Below are 16,802 nucleotides of genomic sequence, written 5' to 3'. Positions count from 1 at the left end.
TTTTTTATGAAAATAAAACGGAGAATTACAATTGTTTTAATTTGTTTTATGAGCGTTATGTTTGTATTGCTTTGTCGTTTAATCCAAATTCAAATTATAGATACAGAATCATTTACTGATCGCAAAATAAATTTAATTGAAAAAAGTGTTACGCAACGCACACAATCCATTACAGTAGACGATGGACGTGGGCAGTTTATAGATCGTAATGGTAAAAAAATAGGTGAGGAAAAATATCCTGTTTTAATTATTTTTCCATTTTTACAAATAAAAAATGACATGTTAGAGAAAATCGCGCATATCATTGGTGTGTCGAGACAAGAGATTAGAAGACAAATGAAAAATAATAAAAATGCATTTACACTACAAGGAGAAACTGCTCCATTTCGAGTGACACGAGAGCAGATGGAGAAGGTAAATGAATTACATGTATTAGGTATTGTAGCAGCTGAAGTGCGATTAAAACAAACTGGAGAGATAAATCATTTAATTGGTGATGTAGGGGAGAACGAAAGGGAGTTTCAAAAGCGATATGGAGAATTGAAAAGAATCTCAAAACAAACGCCGATAGGTATTTCAGGATTACAGCAATCATTTGATGAATTTCTATTGACTGATGGAGAGGCAAAAGTATTATATCAAGTAGATCGGCAAGGAGAACCAATTTTCGGAAAGCAAGCGAAATACACTTCACCAGGAAATCCATTTTATCCAGTTAGGATTCAAACTACTTTACATAAAGAGTTGCAGCAAAAAGCAGAAGAAGTGATTGAAGCGAATGAAATAAAGAAGGGGGGACTAGTATTACTTGATGTAAAGACAAATGAAATATTAGCGATGGCTAGTAAGCCGTCTTTACAAGTAAGGGATGAGAATTTATATAAAACTACACTTGAAAATCAAATGTTAACGCCACATTTTCCAGGCTCTGTTTTTAAAACAGTAGTTGCAGCTGCAGTCATTGATCAAAAAGTAAATTTGTTTAATCGGACATTTAACTGTAATAAAGATTTATATGGTGAAAACGACCCGCAAGTTAGGATGGGTACACTTAACTTTAAAGAGAGCTTTGCTAGGAGCTGTAACAGGACATTTTCCGAGTTAGGTAACGAGCTATTACAAAAGGATAAGACGGTGCTAGAAACATACGTAGCAGCTTTAGGAGCAAATGAAAAGGTTGGATGGAAAGGTTCTGTATTTCATACACCTCATTTTGAGCAAATGCCAGAAGAAAAGGGTACTACTATTTGGGGGAATGAAGAAAATAAAAATAGTAAAAAAGCGGTAGAACAAACAGCAATTGGACAGAAAGATGTACGTATATCACCTCTAGCAATTGCAAATATGATGGCGACGATTGCGAGGAATGGAGAAAAGATGGAAGTGAAAGCAGTTGAAAAAATAGTATATAAAAATGGAGCGGATTTTTTTACATTTGAGAGCCATACGTTAAATGGAAAACAGCTTTCGTATGAAACAGTGAAAACATTACAAAAGTTATTAAGAGGCGTTGTAACAAGGGAGAAAGGAACAGGAACGGCATTCCGTTCGTTGCCACTAAGTGTCGCTGGAAAATCTGGGACAGCGCAAACAGGGAAAGGGACGAGGGTGAATCGCTGGTTTGCAGGTTATTTTCCGTATGAGAATCCAAGATATGCTTTAGTTGTTGTTGATCTAGAGACTGATAGCAAAGTGAATAAAGTTACACCTATTTTTAAAGATATGGTAGGAGCAATCTATCAATTGGAGAATGAAAAGTAATCTTGCAATTTATAGTGAAATGTCTTCATTTCATGAAAATATCATTGTAAATGTTCAACCTTTCTAGATTTAATGTTACAATAGCAATTAGGAAAAACTGCATGGAGGTTTGGAGAATGGCAGGAGGATCAAGATTCCAACAGAAACAACAAAAACGTCGTCAAAACGGTGTTTTAAATATTGCAATCGCTATTGTATTACTATTAGTAGCTATTGTAGCATATCAATTGTTCGTTCCTAGTACGAAAGAGCAAGCATCTTCTACTGATAAGAAAGTCTCTCAACAAACAACAAAGAATGAGAAAGCTGGAAAATCAGAAGATAAAGAATCTGCTAAGAAAAAAGAAAAAGAACAAGAGCAAGCAGAAGCTAAGAAAAAAGCTGAAGAAGAGAAGCTAAAGGCTGAAGAAGAACAGAAAAAAGCTGAAGAAGAAGCGAAAGCTAACGAGAAAGTATCAGCTGAGAAAACTGTATCTAAGGCAAAAGAGGCGTATACAAAACCTTCTTGGAAAGCTGTAGGAACAGAACAAGGTTCATCACCAGCGATGACGTTTAAACAGGGTTCATCAGATTGGAATGAGATGCAAAGTGCAATTGCTGCAGGTGTTGAAGTACCGAAAGAGCAATTAGTATTCCATTTTGTTGGAAGAGACAAAACTGGAAAGAGCAAAGCTTATGGTGATGTTCAAGATAAGCAAAGTGGGAAAAGATATTATGTAAATATTGATTGGGTAGACAATGAGGGCTGGAAACCAGTACTTGTTCAAACTCTAAACTAAAAAAGAGAGGCTCCTTAGGAGCTTCTCTTTTTTGTTAACGCAATTTCTTTAATTTAAAATGAACAACCGCGCTATAATACGGTCTTTTGCTTTCAGGATCCATAACCATTTGATGTGAGATGTGATGAACTTCAAGCATAAGTGCTTTATTATTATCAATTTGTTCACTAATTTTTCGTTCTAAAGAAGCTAAGTCTCCCGCTTCAAAAAACTCTACTTTATCTTCTAACATTTCAAAGGTAAATGACATGAAGACGGCCCCTCTCCTATGTAATCAACTATAGTGTAACAAAGAAAAGAAGGAAATACCATGTACATTTCAATTGACATTTTTAGAAAGAGGGAATATCATACTGATAAAACCGATAAGAAAAAGGGGAATTTTTATGGGTACAGAATTTAATGGTTTATTTGATGAGTGGGCTCATACGTACGACTCATTTGTACAAGGCGAAGATATACAATATAAAGAAGTTTTCGCCCATTATGAGGACATTCTAGAGGATGTAGTTAACAAGTCATTTGGTAATGTATTAGAATTTGGTGTCGGTACAGGTAATTTAACAAATAAATTATTACTTGCTGGCCGCACAGTTTACGGTATAGAACCGTCGCGTGAAATGCGCATGATTGCAAAAGAGAAATTGCCAAAAGAATTTTCAATTACAGACGGTGATTTTCTTTCGTTTGAAGTTCCAAATTCAATTGATACCATTGTAAGCACCTATGCATTTCATCATTTAACAGATGATGAAAAAAATGTAGCGATTGCGAAGTATAGTCAATTGCTAAACAAAGGTGGTAAAATAGTGTTTGCTGATACGATATTTGCAGATCAAGATGCATATGATAAAACTGTTGAAACAGCAAAACAAAGAGGTTTCCACCAGTTAGCAAACGATTTGCAAACGGAATACTATACACGTATTCCAGTTATGCAGACTATTTTTGAAAACAATGGCTTCCATGTAACGTTCACGAGATTAAATCATTTCGTTTGGGTAATGGAGGCAACTAAGCAATAGAAAGAGGGATTAGATTGAGAATTGCTGTAATTGGAGCAATGGAAGAAGAAGTACGTATTTTACGTGACAAATTAGAACAAGCAGAGACAGAAACGGTTGCAGGTTGTGAATTTACGAAAGGGCTATTAGCAGGGCATGAAGTAATCTTGTTAAAGTCTGGTATTGGTAAAGTAAACGCAGCGATGTCAACGACAATTTTATTAGAAAAATATAAGCCTGAAAAAGTAATTAATACTGGTTCAGCTGGTGGATTCCATCATTCTCTAAACGTTGGTGATGTAGTTATTTCCACTGAAGTTCGTCACCATGACGTAGATGTAACAGCATTTAACTATGAATATGGTCAAGTACCAGGAATGCCGCCTGGATTTAAAGCTGATGAGGCGTTAGTTGCATTAGCTGAGAAATGTATGCAGGCTGAAGAAAATATTCAAGTTGTAAAAGGTATGATTGCAACAGGTGATTCATTTATGAGTGATCCGAACCGCGTTGCAGCCATCCGTGATAAATTTGAAAATCTTTATGCGGTAGAAATGGAAGCAGCAGCTGTTGCACAAGTATGCCACCAATATGAAATTCCGTTTGTTATCATTCGCGCACTTTCTGATATTGCTGGTAAAGAGTCAAATGTTTCATTTGATCAGTTTTTAGATCAAGCAGCTCTTCATTCTACAAACTTTATCGTAAAAGTGTTAGAAGAGTTAAAGTAATGTAACAAAAAGGCAACTGTCTCATATAAAGAAAATACATACAGTTGCCTTTTCTTTATTGGCAAACAAGGGGGAGAACACGATGAATGTATATCGTGGAGTTCATGAGTTAATTGGTCATACACCAATTGTAGAAATTACTCGTTTTTCACTTCCGAAAGGAGTCCGTTTATTTGCAAAGCTTGAATTTTATAACCCAGGCGGAAGCGTTAAGGATCGTTTAGGAAGAGAATTAATCGAAGATGCGCTAGAAAAAGGGCTTGTGACCCAGGGTGGAACAATTATTGAACCGACTGCTGGGAATACTGGTATTGGACTGGCACTTGCAGCATTAGAACATGATTTACGTGTTATTGTTTGTGTACCAGAGAAATTTAGTATTGAAAAACAAGAATTAATGAAAGCACTAGGTGCAACGGTCGTGCATACACCGACTGAGCAAGGAATGACCGGTGCAATTGCTAAAGCAAAAGAGTTAGTAAATGAACTACCGAATTCATACTCTCCAAGTCAGTTCGCAAATGAGGCAAATCCTCGTGCATATTTTAAAACACTAGGACCTGAACTGTGGGACGCATTGAATGGAGAGATTAACATATTTGTTGCTGGAGCAGGAACTGGCGGTACGTTTATGGGGACTGCATCTTATTTGAAAGAAAAAAATATAGATATTAAAACAGTTATCGTAGAGCCAGAAGGATCTATTTTAAATGGTGGTAAGGCTGGTTCACATGAGACCGAAGGAATTGGACTGGAATTTATCCCGCCATTTTTGAAGACATCTTATTTTGATGAAATTCATACGATTTCTGATCGAAATGCATTTTTACGAGTGAAAGAATTAGCGCAAAAAGAAGGACTTCTCGTTGGGAGCTCTTCAGGAGCAGCATTTCATGCGAGCTTACTGGAGGCCGAGAAGGCAGCACCAGGTACAAATATTGTAACGATTTTTCCTGATAGCAGTGAGCGCTATTTAAGTAAAGACATATACAAAGGATGGGAATAAAAAATGAGAGCAAAGACAAAGTTAATTCATGGTATTCGCATAGGAGAACCTTCAACTGGATCTGTAAACGTACCGATTTATCAAACAAGTACGTACAAACAAGAAGCAGTTGGTAAGCATCAAGGATATGAATATTCACGTACAGGTAACCCAACACGTGCAGCTTTAGAAGAAATGATTGCTGTATTAGAAAATGGGCATGCTGGATTTGCATTTGGTTCAGGAATGGCTGCTATTACAGCGACAATTATGTTGTTCTCAAAAGGTGACCACGTTATTTTAACAGATGATGTTTATGGCGGAACATACCGCGTTATTACGAAAGTATTAAACCGTTTCGGTATTGAGCATACATTTGTAGATACAACAAACTTAGAGGAAGTTGAAGAAGCGATTCGTCCAAATACGAAAGCAATTTATGTGGAAACACCAACGAACCCACTACTAAAAATTACTGATATTAAGAAAATATCTACTCTTGCTAAAGAGAAAGACCTATTAACAATTATTGATAACACATTCATGACGCCATATTGGCAGTCGCCGATTTCTTTAGGAGCAGATATTGTGCTTCATAGTGCAACGAAATATTTAGGAGGTCATAGTGATGTAGTTGCAGGTTTAGTAGTTGTAAATAGCCCACAACTAGCAGAAGATCTTCACTTTGTACAAAACTCAACAGGAGGTATTCTTGGGCCACAAGATAGCTTCTTACTACTTCGCGGTTTAAAAACATTAGGAATTCGTATGGAAGAACATGAAACGAATTCACGTGCTATTGCTGAGTTCTTAAATAATCATCCAAAAGTAAATAAAGTATATTACCCAGGTCTTGAATCACATCAAAATCACGAATTAGCAACAGAACAAGCAAACGGGTTTGGTGCTATTATCTCATTTGATGTAGATAGTGAAGAAACATTAAATAAAGTACTTGAGAAACTACAATACTTTACACTTGCTGAAAGCTTAGGAGCGGTAGAAAGTTTAATTTCTATTCCATCTCAAATGACACATGCATCAATCCCAGCTGATCGCCGCAAAGAATTAGGAATTACAGATACATTAATTCGTATTTCTGTCGGTATTGAAGATGGTGAAGATTTAATTGAAGATTTAGCACAAGCGCTAGCATAATAAAATATGCACTGCTCTATATTAGCAGTGCGTTTTTTTATTACGTCTATTTTGTGAAACATTTCACAAAATAGACATACACAAACGAAATGATTTCATGTATATTGAATTCAGGAAACGTTACTCACGAACAAACTTGTGAAACGTTTCACAAACAATGAAATTCATGTAGGAAAGCATCTCTATTTTTTTATGTTAATTGGGACTTATTTTGACCTATAGGGACATATAAGGACCGTGATAGTAGAATAGGAGGAAATTTACATGGTAGTCAAAGAGAAAGTTGTAAATGAAATGCAGGAAGTAAAAAAGATGATTGATACGCTAGTAAATAATGGTCAACAAGCTTTACAAGCATTAGAAAGTTTTACACAAGAGGAAATTGACAACATTGTTCATGAAATGGCATTAGCAGGTGTTGATCAACATATGCCGCTAGCAAAATTGGCAGTTGAAGAAACTGGCCGTGGTGTATATGAAGACAAATGCATTAAAAATATTTTTGCCACTGAATATATTTGGCATAGTATAAAGCAAGATAAAACGGTAGGGATTATTCACGAAGATCCTCATGAAGAAATAATAGAAATCGCGGAACCTGTCGGTGTAGTAGCTGGAGTAACACCAGTAACGAATCCAACGTCGACAACAATGTTTAAAGCGTTAATTGCGATAAAAACAAGAAATCCAATTATTTTCGCATTTCATCCTTCCGCACAAAAATGTTCTGTGGCAGCAGCAAAAACCTTATATGATGCAGCGATGAAAGCTGGTGCACCAAAACACTGTATTCAATGGATTGAAAGACCGTCTGTTGAAGCGACGAAACAATTGATGAACCATGATGGTGTAGCACTCGTTCTAGCAACTGGAGGCGCTGGTATGGTGAAATCAGCTTACTCTACTGGAAAACCAGCGTTAGGCGTTGGTCCTGGTAATGTACCGTGTTATATAGAAAAATCAGCACATGTAAAACGAGCTGTTAATGATTTAATTTTATCAAAAACATTTGATAACGGTATGATTTGTGCATCGGAACAAGCAATCATTGTCGATAAAGAAATTTATGATGATGTTAAAACAGAAATGATTGAAAACAGTTGTTACTTTGTAACAGAAGAAGAAAGAAAAAAATTAGAAAAGCTTATTATAAATGAAAATACATGTGCAGTAAATAGTGATATTGTAGGGAAATCAGCACAGTATATTGCCGATTTAGTTGGGATCACTGTTCCTGGACATACAAAAATGCTTGTAGCTGAAATTCAAGGTATCGGAGCAACATATCCGTTATCCCGTGAGAAACTGAGTCCAGTATTAGCTTGTGTGAAGGCAAATTCATTAGAAGAAGGATTTACATATTGCGAAGAAATGTTGAACCTCGGTGGTTTAGGACATTCAGCAGTTATCCATTCTACAAATAAAGATGTGCAAAAGCAATTTGGGTTACGTATGAAAGCTTGCCGTCTCATTGTAAATGCACCTTCATCACAAGGTGGAATAGGGGATATATATAATGGATTTATTCCATCACTTACACTTGGTTGTGGTTCATACGGAAAGAATTCAGTTTCCCAAAATGTAACAGCGACTCATTTATTAAATATAAAAAGGCTGGCAAATAGAAAAAAGAATATGCAGTGGTTCAAACTGCCACCAAAAATTTATTTTGAAAAACATGCTACAGCTTATTTAGCAAATATGCCTAACATTTCACGTGCATTTATTGTAACGGACCCCGGAATGGTTGAACATGGCTATGTCGATACAGTCGCGCACTATTTAAACAAGCATGCAAATGATGTGAAAGTTGAAGTTTTCTTTGAGGTCGAACCAGATCCATCAGATGAAACTGTTTTTAAAGGTGCGGAAATGATGAAAAGCTTTAAGCCAGATGTAATTATCGCACTTGGTGGTGGTTCAGCTATGGATGCAGCAAAAGGAATGTGGTTATTCTATGAGCATCCAGAAACGACATTCTATGGCATTAAACAGAAGTTTTTAGATATAAGAAAACGCACATGTAAATATCCAGAATTAGGAAATAAGGCGCAGTTTGTTGCGATTCCAACGACATCAGGAACGGGATCAGAAGTGACACCATTTGCGGTTATTACAGATAAGAAAAATAATATAAAGTATCCGCTCGCAGATTATGAATTAACACCAGATGTAGCAATTGTTGATCCACAATTTGTAATGACAGTACCACCACATGTCACAGCAGATACTGGTATGGATGTTTTAACACATGCAATTGAGGCGTATGTGTCTGTTATGGCAAATGACTATACAGATGGATTAGCATTAAAAGCTATTGATCTCGTATTCAAATATTTACCGAGAGCATATAAAGATGGAAATGATGAAGAAGCAAGAGAAAAAATGCATAACGCTTCTGCAATTGCAGGGATGGCATTTGCAAATGCTTTCCTCGGTATTAATCACAGCTTAGCACATAAGATTGGACCAGAATTCCATATTCCGCACGGACGCGCAAATGCCATTCTAATGCCGCACGTAGTCCGCTATAATGCTATTAAGCCAAGAAAACACGCATTGTTCCCAAAATATGAGCACTTTGTGGCAGATGAAAGATATGCACATATAGCGAGAATGCTCGGGCTTCCAGCAAGTTCGGCAGCAGAAGGGGTGGAATCACTCGTCCAAGCAATTATTGAGCTTGGAAAAAGCTTAAATATTAATATGAGTATTGCGGGACAAGGAGTCGATAAAGAGCAATTTGAAGAGGTTGTTGGAGTATTAGCAGAAAGAGCTTTTGAAGATCAATGTACAACTGCTAATCCAAAGTTACCGCTTATTTCAGAGCTGAAAGAAATTTATATGGAAGCATATAAAGGTGAATAATGATAAAAAAAGAGCCGCAGTAAAAGCGGCTCTTTTTTTATTGGAAAACATCTCCCAGAATGGCTGTATTTACTGGTCTTTCAGTTTCATAGAATATGATACAGTGAAATGGAGGAGTGAGAATATAATGAAAGAATTAAAAGGAAAAATAGAAGATTATACTCGGTTTGGACAAATGCTTCTCGCTGTAAGTACATTGTTAATGGTTGGCTTATTGATTCCGAGTGGAGCAAAAGAGACAATCCAATTTTTTGTTATGATGGGGAGCATCGTTATATTTTTAAGCTTATCGTTCTTTTTCTTTCAGCGTGTGAAAGTGATGCGTGACCAGCTAGAGGAAAATGAATGTGAATAATATTGTTAACTAGAGCGCAGCGAAAAGAAAAAATCTTTTTGTTGCGCTTTTTGTTTTTTGTAGGAAAATATATGCGTTTCGTGTTGACAATGATAATCCTTATCAATTAAAGTATAATAGTAGTTAATGATTATCATTATCAATTAGAGGTGAAGAAATGAAAAAATCTATTACGCTATTTACAGCGATTTTATCTATTTTTTTCTTGTTAATAGGTTGCAGTGCCAAAGGGGACGAAAAAGCGTCTGCAACCAAAACAGAAAAAGGAAAAGAGAAAATCCAAATTACCGACCTATCAGGAAGAAAGGTAACATTCGATAAAGTGCCAGAAAGTTTTGCAACATTAAGTATGGGGGACATGGATATTATTCATGCTTTAGGTGGAAAAATAGTAGGTCGCCCAGATACGAAATTAACTCTTCCGGATGAGCTAAAGAAAGCACAAGTAATTGGGAATGCACATCAACCGAATTTTGAGCAAATTGCTAGTTTAAAGCCTGATGTACTTGTTGCTAACAATGGATTCCAAAAGAATGTGCCAACGGTTGAAGGACAAGGAACGCAAGTTATCATTTCTTCTGCGAATTCTGTACAAGATATTCAAAAAAATATTGAATTATATGGAACGGTAATGAAGAAAGAAGATAAAGCAAAAGAAATTAATCAAAAAATGAATGATCAAATGAAGAAATATGAGAAAAAGAGCGATGTGAAAGCATTGCTAGTGTATGGCGCACCAGGAACTTATTTAGCGGCATTACCAACATCTTTATCAGGTGATATTTTAGAAAAAACAGGCGGAAAAAATATTGCTTCTGATTTTTCAGAAACGAAAGAATATCCGCAATATGCACAGCTAAGTGTAGAACGTATTATTGAGGCGAATCCAGATGTGATTTATTTAATTACACACGGAGATCCAAAAAGTGTGAAAAAAGCATTCGAAGGCGAAATGATGAAAAATGAAGCGTGGAAAAATTTAGAGGCAGTAAAACAAAACCGCGTAGTTATTTTGCCACCTGATTTATTTGGATCTAATCCTGGTACAAAAGTTACAGAAGCAATGGACTTTATGTATAAAAGTATACAAGATGTAAGGAAATGATACTATGGAAAGTAGTGAAGTAGTAAGAGAAAAGGAACATCCTTTTGCGAAAAAAAGATGGATAATAGCAGTTACTTTAGTTGTATTAACAATCCTAGGTCTCTTTTACGGTCTTTTCGCAGGAAGTTTATCCTTTTCTGTACGAGATATTCTAACGGGTATACAAGATGAAGGTTCGACAGTTCATCGAATTGTATGGGATCTTCGCATACCGAGAGTGCTCATTGGGTTTATAGTAGGAACATGTTTAGCTGCATCTGGTACACTGCTACAAGGAGTTATGAGAAACCCTCTTGCAGATCCTGGTATTATCGGAGTTTCATCTGGGGCAGGCCTTGTAGCAATTGTCATCATGATTTTATTCCCACAGCATCTAGCTTTTTTACCACTAGGGGCGTTTTTAGGAGCTTTCATAACAGCGATGGTTATTTATGCTTTATCATGGCAAAAAGGGGCACCACCTTCAAGAATCGTCTTAGTAGGGGTGTCGATCAATGCATTAATTGGTGCAGCAACGTCAGCATTAATGTTATTACATAGTGACAAAGTACAATCGGTGTTACCGTGGCTAGCGGGTGGTATTGGTGGTGTAAGTTGGGCACATTTAAATATGATTATTTATTATGCAATATTCGCCATTATATTAGCTTTCTTTGGTATTAAGCATATTCGAGTGTTAATGCTTGGAGATGAAATGGCAAAGTTATTAGGACATAACGTGGAAAAAAGTCAGTTTTATTTAATCGTAGTAAGTACATTACTAGCTGGAATTGCAGTAAGTGTGTCTGGTCTTATTGGATTTGTCGGTCTTGTCGTACCACATATGCTACGTTTATTAGTTGGAAATGATTATAGATATTTGCTACCTTTATCATGCCTTGGCGGCGGGGTATTACTTGTTTTTGCGGATGCAATAGCTCGAAGTTGGTTTGACCCAATCGAATTGCCTGTTGGTATTTTACTGTCCTTCTTAGGTGGTCCGTTCTTCTTATATTTAATTCATAGAGGAGGAAAACAAAGTGATTTCCGTTAACAAAGTGTTTTACGCACACTCTGAAAGATTTCAAATGCAAAATATGAATGTACATATTAAGGCTGGAGAAATCGTTAGTTTAATTGGTCCGAATGGATCGGGAAAATCTACTTTGCTTCGTTTAATAGCAAGGCTACTGAAACAAAGCGAAGGGGACATCATTTTAGATGGGAAAAATATTCATATGATGAAGAGTGCTGATGTAGCGAAGCAATTAGCAATGTTACCACAAATGCATGATCATCAATTAGATTTAACAGTGAAAGAACTAATTGAGTTCGGAAGAGGTCCACATAAATCATGGAGTAGCCACTTAAATAAAGAAGATGAAGAAATTGTTGATTGGGCATTGTCTGTTACAAATCTTGAAGGGTATGAATATCGTCTTTTACATTCTTTATCAGGAGGGGAACGGCAACGTGCTTGGATTGCGATGACGCTAGCGCAACGTACAAATGTCTTATTATTGGATGAACCAACAACCTTTTTAGATATCGTTCACCAGTTGGAAGTAATGGAACTTGTGAAACGATTAAATGAGGAGTTTGGAATGACAATTATAATGGTTTTACATGACATTAACCAAGCTGCTCAATATAGCGATCGTTTACTTGTATTAAAGCGAGGAAAAATTCAGTATGATGGTATACCAGAAGAAGTACTATGCCATGAAATGTTTCAACATGTATTTGGCATAGATGTAGATATTTTTCAGGGAAGTGACAAGCCTTTTTTTACACCGAAACGAATTTCTAAAAGGGGAGAAGAGCGATGCAAACAGAAGAGCGTATTACCATTGAATTAGTAAGAGAATTTGTTATGGCAGCTCACGGGGATTTAGAGAAAGTACAAGAGCTATTGGTTGAATCACCAAGCTTACTTCACGCCTCTTATAATTGGGGTGGATCAGATTGGGAAAGTGCGTTAGGCGCATCGGCACATGTAGGTCGTAAAGATATTGCTCTTTATTTACTAGAAAAGGGTGCTCGGATGGATATTTTTGCAGCAGCTATGCTTGGTGAATTAGAAGTTGTACAAGCTATTTTAGTAGCTCAACCAGAAGCATTGCGCGCATCTGGTCCTCATGGTATTTCTCTTCTTCAACATGCACGAATGGGTGGAGAGAAATCTAAGCGTGTATATGATTATTTAGCAATACTATCTTAATGAACGAAGGAAGTTCTTATGTGCGGTAAACTTTTCACTTGAAACAATTGGAAAGTTTACCGCCCGTTAGAACGGGATAAGTATCTAGTATATTTGAAAATCCTACACCCCCCTCAATTGTAGTTTTCTTTATGCTAGTTATGATATGGATGCAGTGGACAATATTTGTCTACTGCTTTTTTTGTTTCTATAAGATTGAATATTCTGTGTTATGTGGTTGATTCATTTATAATAAATGGTAACACTTATTGTGCATACAAAATATGATTGTGAAATTAAGAAGAAATTAGTAGAAAGGAGTGAAGGAATGTTTCATACAGACCGTTTACAAATTCGTAAATATACAATGGATGATTTACAGTTCTACGCTTCACTATGGGGAAACGAAAAAGTAATGCGCTATATTGGAAATGGGAATTTAAAAACATATATGCAATGTAAAAAAAGTTTGGAAGAGTGGGTAATTCCTAGCTATAAAAACGGCCTCGGTTTATTTGTATTAATTGAAAAGGAAACGGGGATACGGATTGGTCATGCAGGATTAGTAAAGCAGCAGATAGATGGAAAAGAGGAAATTGAAATTGGTTATTGGTTATTACCTCAGTATTGGGGAAAAGGCTATGCGAGAGAAGCAGCGGCAGCATTTCGAGACTATGGCTTCCAAGCGTTACGAATGAATAAATTGATTTCTCTTATTAATCCGGACCACCCCGCCTCAATCTTTGTTGCTAGAAAAACGGGGCTTAGTTATGAGAAAACAACTTCATTTCATGGGATGGATGTTCTCGTTTATTCCATTAGGCGCGTTGGATGAAAAAAGGTTAATTGCATTTTTTGAAGAATGGTATATAAAAATAAAGGAGGGATTACATGTACATTTATCATAATGGACTTATTATTCGTGAGGGGACCAATGGTGTACCTGCATATGCAATTAAGACTTTATTCGAAGATGCCGGTTGGAGCAATGATAATATCCCTTCTTGGCAAATTGAAAAATTCACGATAGCATTTGAAAATTCAACATGGGCATTCACAATTTGGGATGAAGAAGAGATGATTGCCATGGTTAGAGTCATTTCTGATGGAATCATGGTCGCGAACATAGTAAATTTAGTTGTGAAATGTGAATATAGAGGGAAGGGATTAGGTAAGAAACTTGTCGCTCTTTGTTTGCAAAAGCTACCACATGGTGACTGGTTTGCACATACTTCTGCGAACAATTTTGATTTTTATAGAAGCTGTGGATTTGAAGTTAGAGAGCTATCGAGAAATGGAACATGTGCGTATTATGGATATCAAGTCGCGAAAAGAGATGGTCACCGATAAATGAATGAAAAGTAAAAGTTTAGCGAGGTAATTTTGAGGATTTGATAATAGAGAATGGATTGAGGCTCGTTTTATGATAAAATAAAAGAAAATTCTGTTTATTATTAGGGGGATAAAAATGAGTATAAAAGTTGGGGATGTATTTAAATATGAAAGAAGATTTACTGAGGAAGAGGTGTTTGAATTTGCAAATATTACCGGAGATAAAGGTAGACACCATGTGGAATATGATGAAAATGGAAGATTAATGGTCCATGGTTTATTGACTGCTAGCATTGGAACGAAAGTAGGCGAAGAATTACATTACATAGCAAGAGAATTAGTAAGTGAGTTTATTAGACCAGTTTTCACAGGAGATACAATCACTTGTGAATTAACTTTAACAAATGTTGAGCAAATGGAAGGTTATAAAAAAGTTTCAATCGAGTCAGTTTATCGCAATCAACACGAAAAGACTGTACTAGTGGGGACAAGTTATGGAATTATAAGGGGATAAAAAAGAAGCCTGTTTAGCAGGCTTCTTTTTTATTATTTAGTAAACACGTTTTCGATTTTCTGCATAACTAGAGATGAGTAATAATGCAGTTTCTTCTCCTATATTACGAACAATATGAGGAACGCATGCATTCCATGAGAAAGAATCACCTTCTTCTACAATTGCAATATCTTCACCGTGCTGAACTTCTAGTTTTCCGCGTAATACAAGGTGACATTCTTCCCCTTCATGGGCATTTGGTGAGTTTTCTTTCGGGAATCCAGTAGGGATTTCTACTAAAGATAGGCGAAGGCCCCCTTGCTCCGCAACATGTTCAATTCTTTGCTCATCTTTGCCGTATACACTGTATTTCCGTTCTTCTTTTTTGACAATTTTTAATCGATCTTTTTGCTCTAACAATAAATAGGGAAGGGGAACGTTTAAAAAATTGGAGATCGTTTCTAAAGTTGAGATAGATGGTGATGTTTTATTATTTTCAACCTGACTCATAAATCCTTTAGAAAGACCTGTTCCCTCACAAATTTGTGCGATTGTTATGCCCCTACGTTGACGAATTTCACGTATTGCAGAACCAATATTCATAAAATCAAGCTCCTTTTTGTAAACAACTATTTGTATCATAGCAAAAAAAATATATTTTTTCCCAGTGAAAATGAATTGACGAATAAAAAAAATTAGTGTATGTTTTGTAATGTAAATAAAAGTTTTGTATAAGAAAACTATAAAGGAGAGAAAGAAATGAATCAACATATTGGTAACTTAATTATTCGTATCGTGTTAGGGGTAACATTCTTCATGCACGGTTTAACAAAATTCCAATCAGGAATTGACAATATTGCAGGGTGGTTTACAAGCATTGGTTTACCAGGAGGACTTGCATACGGTGTAGCAACATTTGAATTAGTTGGAGGCCTATTATTAATTCTAGGTTTAGGTGTAAGATATATTGGATTATTATTTGCACTTGTTATGGTTGGAGCAATCGTAAAAGTGAAATGGTCAGCTGGTTTATTGGGAGATGGAAAAAATCCTGGTTTCGAATTAGAACTTGCATTATTAGCAATGGGTGCATACTTATTTGTTGCAAAAGCTGATGGTTTTGTAGATAATTTCTTAAAAGAAAAAATGTCAAAGAAGAACTAATTTAAATGGGGGGCTAACAAGATGAGTTTTCAACTTCATCCCGATACAACACTGGATGTTATTCATTTATACGTATCTAATGTAAAGAAATCACTAGAGTTTTATACGGAAGTACTAAGTATGAAGGTGCTAAAAGAAGAAAAAGCAGTCGTTACATTTGGGAATGAAAATGATGAACCACTTCTTATCATTGAAGAAAAGAAAGAAGCTTTTCCGAAGCAAAGAGGAAGAACAGGGTTATATCATTACGCAATTTTATTACCAAGTAGGCAGGATTTAGCGAATGTTCTTCGTCATCTTGTAGAAATGGTATATCCACTACATGGCGGGGCCGATCATTACTTTAGTGAAGCTCTTTATTTAGCTGATCCAGATGGAAACGGGATTGAAATTTATCATGATCGACAAAAAGAAGTTTGGCGTGATGAGAATGGAGAGCTCCCATTTGTTAGTAACCCGTTAGCTGGTGAAGAATTATTGCAGCAAGGAAGTACATGGAGTGGATTTCCAGCTGGTACTGTGATGGGGCATATTCATTTCCATGTAGCTGATTTAGAGGAAGCGAAACGTTTCTATGTTGATGGTCTTGGTTTTGAAGTAACAATCCCAGCTCGTAATGGAGCGTTGTTCGTATCAGCAGGTGGCTATCATCACCATATCGGTTTAAATACATGGCAAGGTGAAGGGGTACCACCGCAAATGCCAGGTTCTGTTGGTTTGAAATATTTCACAATTGTATTAGCGGATGAAAAACAAAAAGAGCAAGTATGTGAAAGCTTAAAAAATATTGGTAAGATTGCTACGTACAAAGATGGAATATTACAAGTCGAGGATCCATTTGGACATTGTATCCATTTCCAAATAAAAGGAGAAGCCTAAAAAGGCTTC

Annotated in this window: 19 protein-coding genes; 17 read left to right on the top strand and 2 right to left on the bottom strand. The window is 36.2% G+C overall.

All coding sequences use genetic code 11. From position 1 onward, the window contains the following. Positions 1-6 precede the first annotated feature (6 nt). Together NST27_RS21430 and NST27_RS21425 are read left to right on the top strand one after the other, a co-directional pair. On the top strand, positions 7-1,761 hold the full coding sequence (locus NST27_RS21430) for a peptidoglycan D,D-transpeptidase FtsI family protein (RefSeq protein WP_000695156.1): 1,755 nt from the start codon (positions 7-9) through the stop codon (positions 1,759-1,761). Between the two features lie 116 nt (positions 1,762-1,877). Next, a complete protein-coding gene (locus NST27_RS21425) occupies positions 1,878-2,540 on the top strand; it encodes a YrrS family protein (protein WP_000897099.1) in 663 nt (220 codons plus the stop codon). A gap of 34 nt (positions 2,541-2,574) precedes the next feature. Here the strand turns inward: NST27_RS21425 and NST27_RS21420 are convergent, their stop codons facing one another. Further along, positions 2,575-2,790, bottom strand: a complete 216-nt coding sequence (locus tag NST27_RS21420; RefSeq protein WP_000010984.1) for a YrzA family protein — start codon at positions 2,788-2,790, stop codon at positions 2,575-2,577. A 136-nt stretch (positions 2,791-2,926) separates the two neighbouring features. Here NST27_RS21420 and NST27_RS21415 point away from each other — a divergent pair, with 136 nt between their 5' ends. The 13 genes from NST27_RS21415 (at position 2,927) to NST27_RS21355 (ending at position 14,771) form a co-directional block, all read left to right on the top strand. Continuing rightward, positions 2,927-3,565: a class I SAM-dependent methyltransferase gene (locus tag NST27_RS21415; RefSeq protein ID WP_000536315.1), complete on the top strand. Its 639-nt coding sequence runs from the start codon at positions 2,927-2,929 to the stop codon at positions 3,563-3,565. A 14-nt stretch (positions 3,566-3,579) separates the two neighbouring features. Continuing rightward, entirely contained in the window at positions 3,580-4,275 is a 696-nt protein-coding gene (gene mtnN, locus NST27_RS21410) for a 5'-methylthioadenosine/S-adenosylhomocysteine nucleosidase (protein WP_001217024.1), read from the top strand. An 82-nt stretch (positions 4,276-4,357) separates the two neighbouring features. Then, entirely contained in the window at positions 4,358-5,281 is a 924-nt protein-coding gene (locus tag NST27_RS21405; RefSeq protein ID WP_001103881.1) for an O-acetylserine dependent cystathionine beta-synthase, read from the top strand. Between the two features lie 3 nt (positions 5,282-5,284). Next, positions 5,285-6,418 (top strand): bifunctional cystathionine gamma-lyase/homocysteine desulfhydrase, encoded by a 1,134-nt coding sequence (locus NST27_RS21400; RefSeq protein ID WP_001201908.1) that lies wholly within the window; start codon positions 5,285-5,287, stop codon positions 6,416-6,418. 264 nt (positions 6,419-6,682) lie between these two features. Then, the gene (gene adhE / locus NST27_RS21395; RefSeq protein WP_000260495.1) at positions 6,683-9,286 is read left to right on the top strand and encodes a bifunctional acetaldehyde-CoA/alcohol dehydrogenase; all 2,604 of its coding nucleotides are present in this window, start codon (positions 6,683-6,685) and stop codon (positions 9,284-9,286) included. A gap of 127 nt (positions 9,287-9,413) precedes the next feature. After that, a complete protein-coding gene (locus NST27_RS21390; RefSeq protein WP_000661265.1) occupies positions 9,414-9,641 on the top strand; it encodes a YrhC family protein in 228 nt (75 codons plus the stop codon). A gap of 157 nt (positions 9,642-9,798) precedes the next feature. Next, positions 9,799-10,746: an ABC transporter substrate-binding protein gene (locus NST27_RS21385; RefSeq protein ID WP_000748473.1), complete on the top strand. Its 948-nt coding sequence runs from the start codon at positions 9,799-9,801 to the stop codon at positions 10,744-10,746. A gap of 4 nt (positions 10,747-10,750) precedes the next feature. Then, complete coding sequence (locus NST27_RS21380) at positions 10,751-11,779, top strand: FecCD family ABC transporter permease (RefSeq protein WP_000445962.1); 1,029 nt, start codon at positions 10,751-10,753, stop codon at positions 11,777-11,779. Next, positions 11,766-12,584 (top strand): ABC transporter ATP-binding protein, encoded by an 819-nt coding sequence (locus tag NST27_RS21375; RefSeq protein ID WP_000626525.1) that lies wholly within the window; start codon positions 11,766-11,768, stop codon positions 12,582-12,584. Before NST27_RS21380 ends, NST27_RS21375 begins: the two co-directional genes overlap by 14 nt. Then, complete coding sequence (locus NST27_RS21370; protein WP_001192763.1) at positions 12,551-12,946, top strand: ankyrin repeat domain-containing protein; 396 nt, start codon at positions 12,551-12,553, stop codon at positions 12,944-12,946. Before NST27_RS21375 ends, NST27_RS21370 begins: the two co-directional genes overlap by 34 nt. 235 nt (positions 12,947-13,181) lie before the next feature. Continuing rightward, positions 13,182-13,760, top strand: coding sequence for a GNAT family N-acetyltransferase (locus NST27_RS21365; RefSeq protein WP_000258037.1), 579 nt, complete (start codon positions 13,182-13,184; stop codon positions 13,758-13,760). A 56-nt stretch (positions 13,761-13,816) separates the two neighbouring features. Beyond that, positions 13,817-14,275 (top strand): GNAT family N-acetyltransferase, encoded by a 459-nt coding sequence (locus tag NST27_RS21360; protein WP_000276114.1) that lies wholly within the window; start codon positions 13,817-13,819, stop codon positions 14,273-14,275. 118 nt (positions 14,276-14,393) lie between these two features. Further along, positions 14,394-14,771 carry a MaoC/PaaZ C-terminal domain-containing protein gene (locus NST27_RS21355; protein WP_000025015.1) on the top strand — a complete coding sequence of 126 codons (378 nt, stop codon included), beginning with the start codon at positions 14,394-14,396 and terminating at the stop codon, positions 14,769-14,771. 36 nt (positions 14,772-14,807) lie between these two features. Here the strand turns inward: NST27_RS21355 and NST27_RS21350 are convergent, their stop codons facing one another. Beyond that, positions 14,808-15,353 (bottom strand): helix-turn-helix domain-containing protein, encoded by a 546-nt coding sequence (locus tag NST27_RS21350; protein WP_001020693.1) that lies wholly within the window; start codon positions 15,351-15,353, stop codon positions 14,808-14,810. Positions 15,354-15,509: 156 nt separating this feature from the next. Between NST27_RS21350 and NST27_RS21345 the strand changes: the two genes are divergently transcribed. Together NST27_RS21345 and NST27_RS21340 are read left to right on the top strand one after the other, a co-directional pair. After that, entirely contained in the window at positions 15,510-15,914 is a 405-nt protein-coding gene (locus tag NST27_RS21345) for a DoxX family protein (RefSeq protein ID WP_001071553.1), read from the top strand. 21 nt (positions 15,915-15,935) lie between these two features. Then, positions 15,936-16,793, top strand: a complete 858-nt coding sequence (locus tag NST27_RS21340; protein WP_000009812.1) for a VOC family protein — start codon at positions 15,936-15,938, stop codon at positions 16,791-16,793. Positions 16,794-16,802: the final 9 nt, after the last annotated feature.

The organism is Bacillus sp. FSL W8-0770 (assembly GCF_038008705.1).
GTDB lineage: Bacteria > Bacillota > Bacilli > Bacillales > Bacillaceae_G > Bacillus_A > Bacillus_A cereus.
The sequence above is the reverse complement of the archived record's forward strand: the minus strand, read 5'-3'. Positions and strand labels throughout refer to the sequence as shown.

Bases quoted from the DNA above. Each gene is read 5' to 3' on its own strand.
- NST27_RS21340 (WP_000009812.1), top strand. From the start codon at position 15,936: ATGAGTTTTCAACTTCATCCCGATACAACACTGGATGTTATTCATTTA.
- NST27_RS21390 (WP_000661265.1), top strand. From the start codon at position 9,414: ATGAAAGAATTAAAAGGAAAAATAGAAGATTATACTCGGTTTGGACAA.
- NST27_RS21420 (WP_000010984.1), bottom strand. From the start codon at position 2,790: ATGTCATTTACCTTTGAAATGTTAGAAGATAAAGTAGAGTTTTTTGAA.
- NST27_RS21425 (WP_000897099.1), top strand. From the start codon at position 1,878: ATGGCAGGAGGATCAAGATTCCAACAGAAACAACAAAAACGTCGTCAA.
- NST27_RS21380 (WP_000445962.1), top strand. From the start codon at position 10,751: ATGGAAAGTAGTGAAGTAGTAAGAGAAAAGGAACATCCTTTTGCGAAA.
- NST27_RS21345 (WP_001071553.1), top strand. From the start codon at position 15,510: ATGAATCAACATATTGGTAACTTAATTATTCGTATCGTGTTAGGGGTA.
- adhE (WP_000260495.1), top strand. From the start codon at position 6,683: ATGGTAGTCAAAGAGAAAGTTGTAAATGAAATGCAGGAAGTAAAAAAG.
- NST27_RS21370 (WP_001192763.1), top strand. From the start codon at position 12,551: ATGCAAACAGAAGAGCGTATTACCATTGAATTAGTAAGAGAATTTGTT.
- NST27_RS21350 (WP_001020693.1), bottom strand. From the start codon at position 15,353: ATGAATATTGGTTCTGCAATACGTGAAATTCGTCAACGTAGGGGCATA.
- NST27_RS21405 (WP_001103881.1), top strand. From the start codon at position 4,358: ATGAATGTATATCGTGGAGTTCATGAGTTAATTGGTCATACACCAATT.
- NST27_RS21355 (WP_000025015.1), top strand. From the start codon at position 14,394: ATGAGTATAAAAGTTGGGGATGTATTTAAATATGAAAGAAGATTTACT.
- NST27_RS21430 (WP_000695156.1), top strand. From the start codon at position 7: ATGAAAATAAAACGGAGAATTACAATTGTTTTAATTTGTTTTATGAGC.
- NST27_RS21415 (WP_000536315.1), top strand. From the start codon at position 2,927: ATGGGTACAGAATTTAATGGTTTATTTGATGAGTGGGCTCATACGTAC.
- NST27_RS21400 (WP_001201908.1), top strand. From the start codon at position 5,285: ATGAGAGCAAAGACAAAGTTAATTCATGGTATTCGCATAGGAGAACCT.
- NST27_RS21360 (WP_000276114.1), top strand. From the start codon at position 13,817: ATGTACATTTATCATAATGGACTTATTATTCGTGAGGGGACCAATGGT.
- NST27_RS21365 (WP_000258037.1), top strand. From the start codon at position 13,182: ATGGTAACACTTATTGTGCATACAAAATATGATTGTGAAATTAAGAAG.
- NST27_RS21385 (WP_000748473.1), top strand. From the start codon at position 9,799: ATGAAAAAATCTATTACGCTATTTACAGCGATTTTATCTATTTTTTTC.